The organism is Oceanobacillus sp. MO10714A (assembly GCF_037072045.1).
In the GTDB taxonomy this organism is placed as follows: Bacteria; Bacillota; Bacilli; order Bacillales; family Amphibacillaceae; genus Oceanobacillus; species Oceanobacillus indicireducens.
The window spans coordinates 46,647-61,837 of record NZ_JAXHDC010000002.1; the positions used below are offsets into that span (position 1 = coordinate 46,647).

Genomic DNA, 15,191 nt, shown 5'->3' on the forward strand with positions numbered 1-15,191 from the left:
ACTTTATTTAATCATAGTATGAATAGAAATAATTTGCAATGAAAACCTGTTCGGTTAAAAAGGATTATAATTAGAATTAATAGGGAAAACATTGAATGTATCATACTATATCTTCATAGACTGTAATATATCATAATAGAGGGGCTGTATCGATGCGTATATTACGAAGTTTAGTACTACTTACTATCGTTGTTATTCTTGCTTTTTATTGGATAGAACAAGACGAACTGAATAGTCAAGAAAAAGTGGAGTCACAAGTAGTTGAAAAAGCCCTTATGCTGCAAGCAAAGTCAACACCTGTCCTTACAGCGAGTAAACAAGTGTTACAAGGGGATTTATACCATTGGATTGGAAAACCCATAGAAGAGCTCGAACAGGAGATGGGCGAGCCTGTACGAAAGGATTTGAGCGCTTACGGGTACATATGGTGGGTTTACACGAACGAAAGTGATTACTATATCCAATTCGGAATAGAAGATGACCATGTGCAAACCATTTATGCTATTGGGAATGGTTTATCATTAGAGCCGATTCAACTTGGGGCATCTTATGAATCAATTAGAGAAGAGTTTCCATTCAAGGAAGAAGTCGGTTATACAGACGGTTACGCTACTTATACATTCCGTATGACAGCAGAAGATATGATCCAGCGACCTTTAGTAAAGGTTTCCGACGATTTATTCATGCAATTTTACTTTGATACGTTTACAAATGAGTTGTCATCTGTTCGTCTTATGGAAGCGGACGTCTTATTACGCCATCAACCATATGAAGTTGTCTACCGCGGTCCGCTTCCAGCTAAACCAGATCTTACGGATAATGAATGGAGTCAAGTGGAAAAGGGGATGGAACAACAAATATTCAATATAAGTAACGTGTTAAGGAACCGTTTTGATAAATCTACATTGGAATGGGAAGAAGATGTAAGTGGTGTGGCATACAATCATAGTAAAGATATGAATGATAATAATTATTTTTCTCATTATAGTTTGAATGGGGATGGATTGAAAGAAAGGCTAGAAATTACAGGGTTACTTTATATATCTGCTGGGGAAAATATTGCAGCACAATACCCGGATGCCCCAGCTGCAGTTGAAGGTTGGTTAAATAGTGATGGCCACCGGGAAGCACTGCTTCAGGAAGAATATACTCACCTAGGAGTAGGAGTTTATCGCTTTTACTATACACAGAACTTTTTAGCAAAGCCGATGTAACTCGGCTTTTTCTTTTTGTCTCCATTAAACAGTATGCTTTTTTCAGCGTAAGTGACTTGCTCGTCCTCCAGACTGGCTCTCTAATCGCCGTTCAGTTGCCCGGTGGAGTGGATTAATATTAATGGAAAATATTCCACCATTATCTCACCATAAAGCTTACGAGGAGTAACCCGGCCGCCTGCGGACTTCCTGATGATAGGTGCACACCTAAGCTGACTGAAAGTATACGGCAGTTATTACATGGTGCAGGCGTTCTTAACTAGCTCAGATTGCAATAGTTGAGTTGATTATAAGCTTTTGAACAGTTCATGCCTATTTGCATATTTTAATAATATGCGAATATCTAATTGCAAATGAGGTGAGTGATGATGGCAGAAGAATCTAATGTGGAGCTTAAACGGTTCAAATCATTTATAAACAGCCACCCAAAATTAGTCCGTAAAATACGTAAAGATGGGAAAAGCTGGCAAGAAATCTATGAGCAATGGGTTCTGCTCGGTGAAGATGACATCCACTGGGAACAATATAAAGAAGAAACAGATGAAAAAAGTAAAAGCGGTGAAGAGAAGAAACAGACATTTTCTAAACTTGACTTAAAACCTGACTTTGTAAAGCAAATTTTAAAATATACAGAAACGGTAGATGTAAATAAGCTTCAAGAACAGGTACAGCAACTAAGTGATACAATTGCAACGGTACAAGAAATTGTCGATATATACAAAAAACCACCGGCACAAGAGAATAGAACTAGACAGCCTTTTGATTGGTTTAGAGACTAGGGGGGAAGAACATGGAACAGGCAGTTTACCTCTATTTACGTGAGCAGCCGAAATTGCTTGAGTTTATCAGACGACAACCAATCTGGTATCGATATTTACTTAGGGAGGGAGCAAAGTTACTTCCAGAACTTGAGAAGGAAGCTAAAGTGTTCTATGGTCAAACTTTCTCCGGCAGGTTAAATCGTGTGAGTGATCAAGTTCAAATGGCTTCCATGTTGATCAATGTTGCTAACATTTTAAAAGATTAGTGCCGTTTTATTTTCATAAATCCAATTAAATGTTAAAATCAGGGTGGAGGTGTTAAAATGATTGCGACAATGGAGTATGTAACAATTTTAGATGATGCGGAAGAGCTTGGAAAAGTAGTTTTCGATTCGGATGTAATGCGAGACTATCTTGAGAAAAAAGCATCATTAGAACAAGATAAAGAAGCGCAAAAGCTAGTAAAAGCTTTTAACGATATAAAAGAACATTATGATGATATACAACGATTCGGACGTTATCATCCTGATTATCAAGAAATAATGAAGAAAGTCCGCTCAACAAAACGGGCGATGGATATGCATGAAAGTGTTGCCGCTTTTAAAGTGGCTGAACGGAATGTGCAAAGTTTATTAGATGAAATTAGCGAAGTGATCGCCTTTAGCGTCAGCAATCAAATAAAAGTACCGAAAGATGGAGCACTTCTAACCGATAGTGGCTGTAGTTCTTGTGGAAGTGGCGGCAGTTGTGGCTGCGCGTCTTAATGATAAATTTACTTTTCATTATTTCCTTTTATCACGTATCAACGTTCTGTAATCTTCTCACCTCTAAACATGAGGGAAGCCCAACATGTTAAGGTGGGGGATAAACAGTTCGTAAATACCTGATTCTGTTCAACTAACATTCAGTGGGGAGGTAAGGAATTCCCCACTGAATGAAGTTTCACTTTATAAATATGGAGTAGGTGAAAATCTTGATCCCAAAGCGACAAGGGTTGATTGTATGGTTCCAACATATGAAAAACCTGAAGCATATTAAACGATATGGTAATCTCATCCATGCCTCTAAAATACATAAATATGCCGTAGTCTATGTTAATCAAGAGGATATTGAAACGATTGAGAAAAAGCTTCTCCGGCATTCCTTCGTATCCAAAGTAGACCGGTCGTACAAACCTTTTGTCCGCACAGACTACGAGAATACGAAGCCTGACGAAGCGAAAAAATTTGATTATAAAATGGGTATTTAAGAACAAAGGCGGAAGCGCCCGTTTAGCAACGTACAAACTAGAGCACTCTGGAATGAGATAAAGGAAACACAACGAACGATAGTGAGTTGATGTTGACTTATCGATTGGAGGAGTGTGAAGTTTGATAGTTGTTGGGCGCTGGAGCCGGACGTGGCTAACCCTGAATAACTAAGTTATCACAGCATTTTTATTTTATAGTACTACAACACGAAAAAAAACCTGCAGAACAAACATCTGCAGGTTCTTTTTGTTTTCATGATGAAAACAAAAAGACAAAGGGAGAGGAGAAACCAGAGTAAAACCTACGGGGAAGAATAAGTATACTCTGTTTGAATCAACCAACTAACGTTTAGTTGAATCATTATGCTAGTATGTACAAACAAATAAAAATTATACAATATGAAAAAAATAACCTATCTATCCACCCCCTCGGAATAGAGGTTATTTAATTAATGATGTCTAGGTACATACGTTAAAGACTTTCGAACCCCGGCTAAAGTTATGTTATACTTGCAAGATACAAATTCACTAATTGTTAATCGTAAGTAAACATAAGTTTAATTATTTTTGGTTTTGTGGTAGGATAATGTCGAATCGTCGAATTGGAGTGACCGCCATGAGAGTAATAGCCGGAAAACGAAAAGGACAGGCATTAAAAGCTGTCCCCGGTAATGAAACTAGACCAACAACAGATAAAATCAAAGAAGCGATCTTCCAATCCATCGGCCCGTTTTTTGACGGGGGACGTGTATTGGATTTATTTGCCGGCAGTGGCTCCCTCGGAATCGAAGCGCTCAGCCGTGGAATGGACCAAGCGATCTTTGTTGATAAGCAAGGAAAAGCAATACATACAATCAAAGAAAACTTAAAAACGGTGAAAATGGCTAACCAAGCAGAAGTATATCGGGCTGATGCAAAGCGCGCCTTGAAGGCAGCAGCAAAGCGCGGAATTGTCTTTGACTTAATCCTGCTTGACCCGCCGTACGGAAAGGTAAATCTAATCTCTCTTATTCAAGAGATTATCGAATATGAGCTTATCAGGAAAAATGGTTTACTATACTGTGAACACGATCCACGTGATAAACTGCCGGAAGAAACAGCAAATTTGACGATACAAAAACAAGAAGTTTACAGCAGTACAATTGCAGTAACTATCTACCGTTTTAAATAGGAAGGGGTTAGATCATGACTAAGCTAGCTATTGTTCCTGGCAGTTTTGATCCATTTACAAATGGACATTTAGATATTGTTGAGCGAGGGGCAAAAATTTTTGATGAAATTCTTGTAACGGTTTTTAATAACCAAGCAAAATCACCGTTGTTCAATGTGGAGGAACGTGTGAATTTAATTAAAGAATCGACAAAACATTTGCCGAACGTAAAAGTAGATTCTTCCGACTTTCTACTTATGGACTATGCTACCGAAAAAAACGCAAATGCGGTCATTCGTGGTTTACGGGCAATTAGTGATTTTGAGTATGAAATGCAGATTACTTCGATGAACCGGAAATTAAATAAAGATATTGAAACGTTTTTTATAATGACTAATAATCAATTTTCCTTTTTGAGCTCGAGCATGATTAAAGAAGTTGCCCAGTATAATGGTAATATTACCGGGCTTGTACCGGAGATTGTTGAATTGGAATTAAAAAAGAAATTTAATTTTACATAATGCTTGAGGGCTAACATTCGGGTAAAGTGAACAGAATGTTAGCTCTCATTTTTACTATTCTTGATAAACAAGAGGAAACCTACCCATAGGAAAAGAATTGTAATAAATGGTCCAATATTTGTAAGCTGCTGAAGTGTATAGGAAAAGAAGGTATCTGTAGGTTGAGTTGCTACTGTAATTTCGCTATACATTGTTTGGTAATCCAAATAAAGTGGCTTGTAGAATATAATGGTCAAGATACTTGCAATGATTCCGTGTAAAACGCGGGCAAATACATAAGGTGAAAAGCGTATGTCTGTTTTAGCAAGGATACTGGCGACTTGCGCTTGAACGGAAAAGCCATTAAAACCGAGTATGAAGCTCACGAGAATTACTTTCGGGAGTAAGGAGTCAGTTGTGATTTCGGATATCAATGTTGCGCCAAGCGTAATTTCAAAAAGTCCTGAAAAAAACGGAACTGCAAGTGTACCGGGAATGCCAAGCAAGAAGAATATACCTTCAAATAGTTTACTGAATAATATAGTGAAATTTACAAGGTGAAGCAGTTGAACGATAACGGAAAATAAAATAATAAATCCACCGACCATGACGAGAGTTTTAATTGATTGTAAAACTGCATCTCCAAGTATTTCTCCAAGCGGCCTAGGGTCTCTACTGCGTGTCCGGTGCATTTGTTTTACTGCTTGAATAAGAATCGGGCTATTATTTTTTTTCTTTGCCTTATTAATTATCGGCTTCTCTTCGCGTATTTTATAAAACCGCATGAGTATCCCGACAACCATGTTGCTTCCATAGTGAGCTGCCGCAAGTAACGCGCCAAGCGCAGCATTATGGAATAAACCGACTGAAATAGCTCCAAAAATAAATAATGGGCTCGAATTATTTGTGAAGGATACGAGCCTTTCTGCTTCAATTTGGGTTAATTGTTTCTCTTCTCTAAGTCTTGCCGCTATTTTCGCGCCTGTTGGGTACCCACTTGCCATTCCCATCATCCATCCGAAACTACCGGCACCTGGCACATTAAATAGCGGTCGCATGATCGGCTCAAATAAGACGCCGAGAAATTTAACAACACCGAAAGCAAGTAATAATTCTGCAGTAATAAAAAATGGCAGAAGAGAAGGGAAAACTACTTCTGCCCACATGTTCAACCCACGTAAGCTAGCGGCTAATGCTTCGTCGGGAAAATATATAAGTAATATCGTTAAACAAATCGTAATTGCTGCTAATAAAATAGTTTTCACAAATGGATTCAAGTTAAAGCCCCCTAATACACGAGCATGTTCTGTACAACCAATTTTAGAAGGTGTAAAATAAACACGAGAATAATTGCGCGAATTAAGTACAAGCTATATATTCTCTATCAATATACGCAGCTTAGGGCTTTGAATATGACTACTATTTACAGAATATAGTTATTCGAAAGGAAGGTGTTGACTGGAAGATGAAATTCTCAAAGAAAAAAATACTGTTTTATTTAATTTTTTTCATCGCTTTATACTTTTTTGCTACATATCAATTACCATATTATATTCAAAAACCTGGGAATACCGAGCCATTAAATCCAATTGTGGAAGTGGCTGATGCATACGAAAGTGAAGGAGAAATGTACTTAGTGACGGTTAGCGGACTACAGGCTACACCACTCCATTATATCCTTGCAAAAATACTTCCACATAACGAGATTAAACCTCTCCATGAAGTAATTCCAGAAGGGATAAGCACAGATGATTATATGCATGCACAACTTCAAGTGATGGAAAGCTCCCAGGAAGCCTCTCTCGTAGTCGCTTACGAGGCAGCTGGTCGTGATATTAAGATCGATTATGCAGGTGTGTATGTCGTAAGCGTTGTCGAGGATATGCCGTCTTTTGGAAAGCTTGAGATGGGAGATTTAATAACTCGAATTGATGGGATCGAAATCACTGAATCCACTGATTTAATCAATTATGTTGAGGAAAAGGCTGCTGGTGAAACAATTACGGTTGAATTATTGAGAGAAGATGAGCAACTAACGGAAGAAATAACGTTGGATTACTTTCCAGATGATGAGACTCGAGTAGGAATGGGAATCAGTTTGGTAACCGATCGGGAAGTGACGGTGAATCCTGAAGTCGAGTTCTCCAGTGGTCAAATTGGTGGTCCAAGTGCCGGGTTAATGTTCGCTTTAGAAATTTACGATCAATTGACCGAGGAAGATATTACAAAAGGTTATGAAATTGCCGGTACAGGAGAAATCGATTATGAAGGAAATGTATACCGAATCGGTGGAATAGACAAAAAGGTTGTCTCTGCTGACAGGGAGGGAATTGATATTTTCTTCGCCCCACATGAGGAAGGAAGAGAGGATTCCAATTATGTCGTTGCTAAAGAAAAAGCAGAAGAAATCGGCACAGCGATGGAAATTGTACCAGTTGATACGTTTAATGATGCATTAGAGTATTTAGAAGCACTACCTGAAAAATAATAAAGCTTGCGGGCAGAGTAATTAATCGTAACGTTACCCTGCTGCAAGCTTTTTTTAATCACGCATTAACGGTCTGTAATACCCCCACCGCTAAACATGAAGGAAGCCCAACATGTGAAGGTGGGGGATATACAGTCCGTAAATCATTCTAACATTCAGTGGGGGGAGGTACGGAAACCTCCACTGAATGAAGTTTCACTCTATCTAACGATTCGGATTGGCCCTTTTAATTCTTGGTTAAATAGCACTTTTCTGGTGGAGGGCTCAAGGATACTGTAATAGGAAAGGCTCGCTTTTTCTTCTAGTTGCATTAAGGGATGCATGTTTTTACGGTAGCTAGATAGAACAGGAATTTTGATTGCTTTTTTTACATGGTTTAAATATTTTTGTCCTTGCTCGGTGATGCCGAGAACTCGCACATATGGAAGTTTAGAATCCTCGGCCAAAAATGGGGCTAGTTCATCTTTAGTCGTATTCGTTAACAGATGAGTAAAGATCCGCTGAATTCTCGTCCATGTATACCGTTTGGTTTTGATTTTGCGGAACCAATCTTCCATATTTTCCACTTGGTTAGCAGTATTTTTCAAGCGATATTCGATTCCCTCTGTTACTCCGTGGATTTGCCGGAGTTCCTGGGGAGTCATTGTTTGCACCCGGTAATTCACAAGTTGAAAATAATGTTCCCAGTGATGCCAATGAGAAGTTGTTTGTTTATATTGTTGGAGCATTTCAGCAGTGATCGCTGGAAGTGCTACGCGAGCCTGTGATGTTACGTTCTGATGCTCAATGATTTCTTTTCGAATACTCGTCGCACTTGCAATTTCTCCTGCAATGTCGGGATCATGAAACTCATTGTTTAATCGTTTGATTGTATGAATATCCATCGGCAAATCCTGTTCAAGGATTGTATTTACATAACCCATGCCGAGAATGTTATTCGGTTGGGATAGATCGAATTGTTGATTTACAAGTCCAATTGCTTCATACGCTTTCATGCTCGCTTCTGGAAAAGACAGACCTTGATGTAAGTGTGCTTTTAACTCGATTTCATACTCTTTTTTCCGTTCTTTCTGTACCAGGTTAGCTGATATAAACGGTTCTGCAGTACCAGCTTCACTCCCGAAACAAATACTTGAAGCTCCTAGCTCATGAAGCAATTGTACAGCCCCTCTTGCAAAATAATCACTATTTTGCACCGCGTAAGCATATGGTAACTCTAATACGATGTCAACACCGGAGGAAAGGGCGGCTCTTGTCCGGTGAAATTTATCGATGATTGCAGGCTCCCCGCGTTGTAGGAAGTTACCGCTCATAACTGCAATTACGGAATCAGCCTGTGATACTTCTTTAGCTTTTTGGACATGATATGCATGACCATTGTGAAAGGGATTATATTCGACAACGACGCCACAAGCTTTCATTTATTTCAACTCCCAGCATTAATGTGCTATTATTGTAACAAATAAAGGAAGAGAATTTCAGCTAAAAGCAGAAAAAAGATTTTATTAGTTAGCTGTAAAGAAAAGATATTGACAAAACATCAATTTTCTTTTAAAATAACTCTTGTTGCCTAGAGGTGATGAACATGAAAATTTCTGTCTCACAGATTCAGAGAGGGAGCTTTAATGCGCCCCTTGAAGTGGAAGAAACAGTTGATGTTTCGGAATTGGAAACGATGAATAATGATATTCGCCGAATTGGACCTGCACAGGTTAAAGCTTTATTGACAATGGACCAGAATGAAGAAATAATTGCTTCTTTAACCATTAAAGGTGAAATGACTTTACCATGTGCAAGAACACTTGTGGATGTTCCTTATTCGTACGACATTTCGGTTGATGAAGTATTCTCTACTTCTCCATTTATCACCGAAGATGAGTTGGAAGAAGAAATTCATCCGGTTGAAGGAGAAGTGCTTGACTTAAAGCCGTATATCATGGAAAATATTCTATTGGACATCCCATTTCGAGTGTTCTCAGAGGAATCCAATCCGGAAGGCGCAGCACCTAAAGATGGTGCCGGCTGGAGTTTTGTTCAAGAGGAAGAACCAAAGGAACAAACTATTGATCCGCGTTTAAAAAAATTGGCGTCTTTACTTGAAAATAATAAGAAGGAAAATGAATAGTGAATAACGTTCTTTTCATTTGAAGGAGGTGTAGGTCATGGCAGTACCTAAGCGTAAAACATCGAAAAAAGTAAGAAACCAACGTCGTACTCATAAAAAACTACATGTACCTGGCATGGTAGAATGTTCTAATTGTGGTGAATTGACGAAGCCGCACCATGTATGTAAAGCATGTGGACATTATGATGGAAGAGAAGTTGTTCGCAACTAATTGTTAGACAACAGCGAGGAGCAGATCACAATCACGTGGTCTGTTTTTTATTTTTTTCTTGTATAATAACTTGGAGACTAGAAGAAAGAATGAAAAGGGGCGAATTTTCTTGGGAGAAGTAATCAACTATGAAATAAATGACGAAGGTTATGGAACAATCCGTTTGAACCGACCGGAGAAGCAAAATGCAATTTCGTTACATATGGCAGAACAGTTACAAGAAAAACTAGTTGAAGCAAGAGAGGCTAATTTGAAATTTTTAATTCTTACAGGGGTAGAGAATCGAATGTTCTCCGCTGGTGGGGATTTAAATGATTTACACGGAGAACTGTCAACTAGTGAAGCATTCGCCAGATTAAAGCCAATGATGGATGTATTGCAGATGGTCCTTCATTTCCCTGTACCGGTAATTGCCCTGTTGAACGGGAATGCGTTAGGTGGAGGATGTGAACTTGCGACAGCTTGCGACATCCGGATTGCTAAAGCGAATACAAAATTCGGATTTATCCAGTCGACCATTGGTATCCTACCCGGCTGGGGCGGTGGTACGATACTTTATAAAAAAGTGCAACCAGATTTTGCACTGGATTGGATTGCAAGGGGAGCTATATTAGACGCCTGTGAACTCGAAGAAAAAGGGTGGATTCACCATGTAATCGACGACAAGGATTGGGACGATGCCATTTATCTAGAAAACTATATAGCAAAGTCGGAAGAACAGATGCGTCTATTAAAAAAGCAATTCACAATCAATATCGCAGCAGATGAACTTTCTAGGCTGATGGTGGAAGAGGTGAAAAGCGCTGCTAGTTTATGGGAATCTGAAGCTCATAAGCAGGCAATTGAAAAATTTTCTAAAAAGAAATAGCTAAACATGATTCTATCAACCCTCACTTCTGCATACATTGATAGCAAAGTAATGAAGGAGGATTGCGATGAAAGAAACTAGACAGGATGCATGGACGAAAGAAGAAGATGTTTTACTAGCAGAAACCGTCCTGCAATATATTAAAAATGGTAATACCCAGTTGGAAGCGTTTAAAGAAGTGGCTGCTAAACTTGCAAGAACACCGGCAGCTTGTGGTTTCCGTTGGAATGCGACAATTCGGAAGCAGTATGATTCAGCGATCCGCAAAGCGAAAGAAGAGCGAAAAAAGGTGAGTAGCCAAGCATTGCGTGCGCTCCAGGCGAATGAGGGTGCTCTTGAAATGAATGCAATTGAGTCTGCAATACAACTTCTAGAACAATTGAAAAGTAAAGGCTCTGAAGCCGAGAATAATGAACAAGTGCAATTGATTGAGAGGCTTAAACAGGAGAATGAGCAACTGAATCAACAAATCGAACGGTATAAAAATGCTTGGAGCGAGATGGAAAAGTTATGGAATTGGGTGGATGGAAACAGTGAACGTAATCTCGGTGTTTAAAAAAACCACGTGAAGTTCGTTCACTAACTTCACGTGGAAATTTTTCATTCATCGTCTTGATTAGGGTGTGCGGCTTTTTCCTGGACACCTTGAGGTAGCCAAATCAATGGATTCTCCCCAAGGTCCCGTTCGAGATCATATTGGGCTTTTTGGAAACCCATCTTTTCCCAGAAGCCTTGTGAATTGATCCGTGGACTTGTTTTAATTGGTAAATCAAAGCTCTTTGCATAGTCCACCATCAATTTTCCATACCCTTGCCCTTGGTAGTCTGGTAATACTTCCAGCTTCCAGAGTGCTAAATAATCCTGTGGTGGGTCAAAATAGTTATCATATTTTTCTTTTATTCTGTATAAACTCATTCTCGCTATTAAGTTCTCCCCGATATAAACCCCGTAAAAAGGTGATTCACTATTGTTTTCAATCAAGTTGTTCTGTAAGTCCTCGAGCATAGAGAGTTCTTGGTTGCCATATTCTTTGAAGCGTTTAAATTTCTCAAGTGTTTTGTAGTTGATTAATAAGTTTTCCACCTTCACTTTATTCATACTTACATCCCCCTTAGTTTATCATGGATATTCATTCATGAAACATTAAATGATCAAAGCATGTTAGATGTATTCTTTCTCTTTATAATTATACATTAATTAATAGTTTTTTTAAATCTTGAGGTTGTGTAACATTGTTATTTCGAATATAGTAGAATCAAAATAGTGCAATCTTGAATGCCAATTTTTATACACTCAACTTACTTGAGTAGATCACTTCCATTCAGCGTAAGTGTTTAGCACGTTCTCCTGGCTAGATTTCTAATCGCCGTTCAGTTGCCCGGTGGACGGATGCTTTCCGCGGGCACAGCCGAAGCCTCGACGCACAGGACGTGCTAATGCAGACGTTGCCACAGGACGTGGCGTACTTAGTCTGCCTCGGGCTGAGCACTAAGGGGTCTCCGGACTCGTGCTATTCCCGCAGGAGCCACCGTCCACCGGGCAACTGAACTGGTTGGGAAGATTATTTTGATTGGAGGTTATTCCATCAAAATGATAGTTGTACTTCCCGAATAACAAATCGTGTTACAAATTGGATCTTTCCTCTCAGCAGGTGCGAGAGGTGTCTGGACTGCGAACCTCCAGAAGAAAGTTGCACTTATGCTGAATGAAAGTAATTTATTATTTGGTTTGTGAAAGTTAGGTTATACAGGGAAAATTGGTAAATCACATAAGGAGAAAATACGGAATGCTAGATTTTATTGTTTATATTCTATCGTTTTTTATTACGATTCCGCTGCTTGCCAGTTTTCTTGTTTATATTATTCGTATGATTCGTGAGCGGAATAAGTTAAAAGCGTTTCATGCTGCAGTGAATTGGACGACACTTTTATATATTATCGCTGTGACGATTATGCTTGGGATTGTATTTGACCGGAGCTTTGTTGGGATTGTTTTAATCTTCCTGCTTTTATCCCTGTCATTGATTGTATTTATCCAGTGGAGGATGGGGCAAGATGTACAAATTAAGAAAGCGGCCAAATTATTATGGAGAATATCTTTTCTTCTATTCTTTCTCCTTTACGGGTGCTTAATGATTGTCGGGATTATTAAATATTTGACAGCATAAACAGAAAGAGTGAAATTTCTGTTCGGATTAGATACAATACAACTTGGACTTATTCATAAAGGAGTAGAATCAGATGCGAATCGACGCGGTAAACATACGGAATCAAGGTCAGTTGATCGCTGATTATAAAAGCAATAGATCGGTTATGAAATTTTTTGATTATCATCCTTTTGAATCGGTGGATGAAAGGGTGGAGGAGTTAAGTAATAGATCATTCAAACGTGAGGAATTGGCGGCGATTCTAGCGGAGCGCAATACAGCCTGGGGTGCAGGGGAAGCAACATTAAAAAATATAAAAAAGTTTCATAACCCGGAAAGTGTTGTCGTCGTAGGTGGGCAGCAAGCGGGACTCCTCACAGGACCGCTCTATACGATTAATAAGATAATTTCGATCCTTCAATATGCAAAGGAGCAGGAAAAAAGATTAGATATACCCGTTTTACCCGTCTTCTGGATAGCAGGAGAAGACCATGATTTTGAGGAAGTCAATCATGTATTCTTCCCGCATGGAAAGGGGCTGAACAAGTTTCCGCTCAAGCAATCCCATTATAAAAAACTTCCCGTAACGGATATTGCATTGGACCAAAAGGTTGCAGCCAAATGGGTGGACGAACTTTTCTCCAAGCTTCCGGAAACTATACATACGAGAGATATTTATCAGTTGGTAACGGATGCGTTACGCCAATCTGTAAGTTTCACCGATTTTTTTGCCGTTGTCATTCATAAACTCTTCCAAGAAGAAGGGATTATCTTGATGGATGCAGCTGATGAGAGGATTCGTAATATCGAACAGGATTATTTTATCCGCTTGATTGAGAATCAGCCAAAGATCAGCCGAGGTGTATTTGATATTGCAAAAGAACTGGAAAACTGTGGATACACGGCTGCTCTCGAACTAGACCCAACTGATGGTCATTTATTCTATCACTTAGATGGGGAACGTATTTTATTAAGTCGGACAGAGCAAGGGACTTGGAAGGGCAAGCAAGATGAGATTGAGCTAACGACAGAGGATTTATTAAAGCTTGCGGAAACAAATCCAGAGAAGCTAAGTAATAATGTCGTCACCCGTCCAGTTATGCAGGAACTTCTCCTGCCTACGTTAGCATTCATAGGGGGACCAGGAGAAATTAGTTATTGGGCACTCCTGAAGCCTGCGTTTCATGCATTAGATTTGAAGATGCCTCCAGTTATCCAAAGGCTTTCATTTACTTATCTCCCTGAAACAATTAATAAAGCTCTCGCTGCAACAGGTTTAACTGTCGAGGAGGCAATCAACGAAGGAAGTTCCGTCAAAAGAGAGCAATGGCTCTTAGCGAAACAAGAGCCACCGATTGATGAGCTTGCTAAGAACTTGAAAGAAACAATTAAAGAAGCCCATAAGCCACTCCGAGAGACGGCAGAAGCAATCCGGGATGATGTAGGAGCACTTGCAGAGAAAAACCTTCATTACTTGCAAAGGGAAATCGAATTTTTGCAATACCGAATGAAACTAGCTTTAGAGGAGAAGTATGCAAAAGATATCAAACAATTTGATGAGATTCAATTACTGCTTCGCCCGGGAGAAGGATTACAAGAGCGGATGTGGAATGTTTTACCGTTTCTGAATGAATACGGAAGAGAGTTTATTTCAAAAATAGCTCGTTCTACCTGTTCTTTCCAAAACTCGCATTACGTTGTTTATTTATAATCCACTTTGGGAACATTTACCACCACTATCCACCACGTTTAAAAAGAATAGAGAAAAGCTGTTAAACATTGATATGACAGCTTTTCTCTTTTTTTGTTTCTATTACTTTTCTCCAGGCAAGCGAAAATATGAAAAAATATCGAAAAAGAAGTGGAGGATAGTGGAGGGTTGTGGTAATATAATATTACGAAAGTGGGGAGAAGAATATGTTCATGGGGGAATACAAGCATAATGTTGATACGAAGGGCAGAATGATTGTACCCGCCAAGTTTCGTGAAGAACTTGGGGATACGTTTGTTGTGACCCGCGGTCTTGATAAATGTTTGTTCGCTTACCCGATGAACGAATGGAAGATTATTGAAGATAAATTAAAACAACTCCCACTAACAAAGAAAGATGCCAGAGCCTTCACCCGATTCTTCTTTTCAGGTGCCGTTGAATGTGAAGTGGATAAACAGGGAAGAATAAATATTCCTTCCACACTAAGGACATATGCCGCACTGGAAAAGGAATGTGTTGTCATCGGGGTCTCTGATCGAGTAGAGATTTGGGCAGGAGAGAAATGGGAAGAATACGTGGAAGAATCGGAGGAATCTTTCTCCGAGATCGCGGAAAATCTATTGGATTTTGATATTTAAAACAAAAGCGGAAGCGACTGTTTAGCGGCGTGCAGACTGTGCCCCGTACAGAGCCAATTGGCATGTCTTTATACAGCACGGATGTGCAAAAAGTCCGCTAGTCGCTGATGGAAGTAATTGAAGCAGGTGA

The 15,191-nt window shown here is 39.3% G+C and carries 18 protein-coding genes; 15 read left to right on the forward strand and 3 right to left on the reverse strand.

What is annotated here, in order from left to right:
- Nucleotides 1-152 precede the first annotated feature (152 nt).
- The 7 genes from SPD53_RS02680 (at nt 153) to coaD (ending at nt 4,895) form a co-directional block, all read left to right on the forward strand.
- A complete protein-coding gene (locus SPD53_RS02680) occupies nt 153-1,214 on the forward strand; it encodes a CAP domain-containing protein (protein ID WP_336251600.1) in 1,062 nt (353 codons plus the stop codon).
- Nucleotides 1,215-1,582: 368 nt separating this feature from the next.
- Nucleotides 1,583-1,993, forward strand: coding sequence for a spore coat protein YlbD (gene ylbD, locus SPD53_RS02685; RefSeq protein WP_336251601.1), 411 nt, complete (start codon nt 1,583-1,585; stop codon nt 1,991-1,993).
- Nucleotides 1,994-2,004: 11 nt separating this feature from the next.
- Nucleotides 2,005-2,241 (forward strand): YlbE-like family protein, encoded by a 237-nt coding sequence (locus SPD53_RS02690; protein WP_156857608.1) that lies wholly within the window; start codon nt 2,005-2,007, stop codon nt 2,239-2,241.
- 57 nt (nt 2,242-2,298) lie between these two features.
- Nucleotides 2,299-2,739, forward strand: a complete 441-nt coding sequence (locus tag SPD53_RS02695) for a YlbF family regulator (RefSeq protein ID WP_156857609.1) — start codon at nt 2,299-2,301, stop codon at nt 2,737-2,739.
- A 209-nt stretch (nt 2,740-2,948) separates the two neighbouring features.
- Nucleotides 2,949-3,224 (forward strand): YlbG family protein, encoded by a 276-nt coding sequence (locus SPD53_RS02700; protein WP_336251679.1) that lies wholly within the window; start codon nt 2,949-2,951, stop codon nt 3,222-3,224.
- A 616-nt stretch (nt 3,225-3,840) separates the two neighbouring features.
- Nucleotides 3,841-4,395 carry a 16S rRNA (guanine(966)-N(2))-methyltransferase RsmD gene (gene rsmD / locus SPD53_RS02705; RefSeq protein WP_232334464.1) on the forward strand — a complete coding sequence of 185 codons (555 nt, stop codon included), beginning with the start codon at nt 3,841-3,843 and terminating at the stop codon, nt 4,393-4,395.
- A gap of 14 nt (nt 4,396-4,409) precedes the next feature.
- A complete protein-coding gene (coaD, locus tag SPD53_RS02710; RefSeq protein ID WP_336251602.1) occupies nt 4,410-4,895 on the forward strand; it encodes a pantetheine-phosphate adenylyltransferase in 486 nt (161 codons plus the stop codon).
- A 38-nt stretch (nt 4,896-4,933) separates the two neighbouring features.
- On the opposite strand, the gene ylbJ is transcribed toward coaD, so the two are convergent.
- Nucleotides 4,934-6,151 (reverse strand): sporulation integral membrane protein YlbJ, encoded by a 1,218-nt coding sequence (gene ylbJ / locus SPD53_RS02715; protein ID WP_336251603.1) that lies wholly within the window; start codon nt 6,149-6,151, stop codon nt 4,934-4,936.
- A gap of 188 nt (nt 6,152-6,339) precedes the next feature.
- Between ylbJ and SPD53_RS02720 the strand changes: the two genes are divergently transcribed.
- Nucleotides 6,340-7,362: a SepM family pheromone-processing serine protease gene (locus tag SPD53_RS02720; protein WP_336251604.1), complete on the forward strand. Its 1,023-nt coding sequence runs from the start codon at nt 6,340-6,342 to the stop codon at nt 7,360-7,362.
- 200 nt (nt 7,363-7,562) lie between these two features.
- Here SPD53_RS02720 and SPD53_RS02725 read toward each other — a convergent pair whose 3' ends face one another.
- On the reverse strand, nt 7,563-8,783 hold the full coding sequence (locus SPD53_RS02725) for a nucleotidyltransferase (protein ID WP_336251605.1): 1,221 nt from the start codon (nt 8,781-8,783) through the stop codon (nt 7,563-7,565).
- Between the two features lie 164 nt (nt 8,784-8,947).
- Here SPD53_RS02725 and SPD53_RS02730 point away from each other — a divergent pair, with 164 nt between their 5' ends.
- The 4 genes from SPD53_RS02730 (at nt 8,948) to SPD53_RS02745 (ending at nt 11,122) form a co-directional block, all read left to right on the forward strand.
- Nucleotides 8,948-9,487 carry a YceD family protein gene (locus SPD53_RS02730; RefSeq protein ID WP_336251606.1) on the forward strand — a complete coding sequence of 180 codons (540 nt, stop codon included), beginning with the start codon at nt 8,948-8,950 and terminating at the stop codon, nt 9,485-9,487.
- A 37-nt stretch (nt 9,488-9,524) separates the two neighbouring features.
- Complete coding sequence (gene rpmF / locus SPD53_RS02735; RefSeq protein ID WP_336251607.1) at nt 9,525-9,698, forward strand: 50S ribosomal protein L32; 174 nt, start codon at nt 9,525-9,527, stop codon at nt 9,696-9,698.
- A 109-nt stretch (nt 9,699-9,807) separates the two neighbouring features.
- The gene (locus tag SPD53_RS02740) at nt 9,808-10,566 is read left to right on the forward strand and encodes an enoyl-CoA hydratase/isomerase family protein (RefSeq protein ID WP_336251608.1); all 759 of its coding nucleotides are present in this window, start codon (nt 9,808-9,810) and stop codon (nt 10,564-10,566) included.
- Between the two features lie 67 nt (nt 10,567-10,633).
- Nucleotides 10,634-11,122, forward strand: a complete 489-nt coding sequence (locus SPD53_RS02745) for an RsfA family transcriptional regulator (protein WP_336251609.1) — start codon at nt 10,634-10,636, stop codon at nt 11,120-11,122.
- Between the two features lie 44 nt (nt 11,123-11,166).
- On the opposite strand, the gene SPD53_RS02750 is transcribed toward SPD53_RS02745, so the two are convergent.
- Complete coding sequence (locus SPD53_RS02750; RefSeq protein WP_156855545.1) at nt 11,167-11,664, reverse strand: N-acetyltransferase; 498 nt, start codon at nt 11,662-11,664, stop codon at nt 11,167-11,169.
- A 688-nt stretch (nt 11,665-12,352) separates the two neighbouring features.
- Between SPD53_RS02750 and SPD53_RS02755 the strand changes: the two genes are divergently transcribed.
- The 3 genes from SPD53_RS02755 (at nt 12,353) to mraZ (ending at nt 15,061) form a co-directional block, all read left to right on the forward strand.
- Nucleotides 12,353-12,733 carry a DUF3397 domain-containing protein gene (locus SPD53_RS02755; RefSeq protein ID WP_156855544.1) on the forward strand — a complete coding sequence of 127 codons (381 nt, stop codon included), beginning with the start codon at nt 12,353-12,355 and terminating at the stop codon, nt 12,731-12,733.
- A gap of 73 nt (nt 12,734-12,806) precedes the next feature.
- Nucleotides 12,807-14,423 carry a bacillithiol biosynthesis cysteine-adding enzyme BshC gene (bshC, locus tag SPD53_RS02760; protein ID WP_336251610.1) on the forward strand — a complete coding sequence of 539 codons (1,617 nt, stop codon included), beginning with the start codon at nt 12,807-12,809 and terminating at the stop codon, nt 14,421-14,423.
- A 206-nt stretch (nt 14,424-14,629) separates the two neighbouring features.
- Entirely contained in the window at nt 14,630-15,061 is a 432-nt protein-coding gene (gene mraZ, locus SPD53_RS02765; protein WP_156855542.1) for a division/cell wall cluster transcriptional repressor MraZ, read from the forward strand.
- Nucleotides 15,062-15,191: the final 130 nt, after the last annotated feature.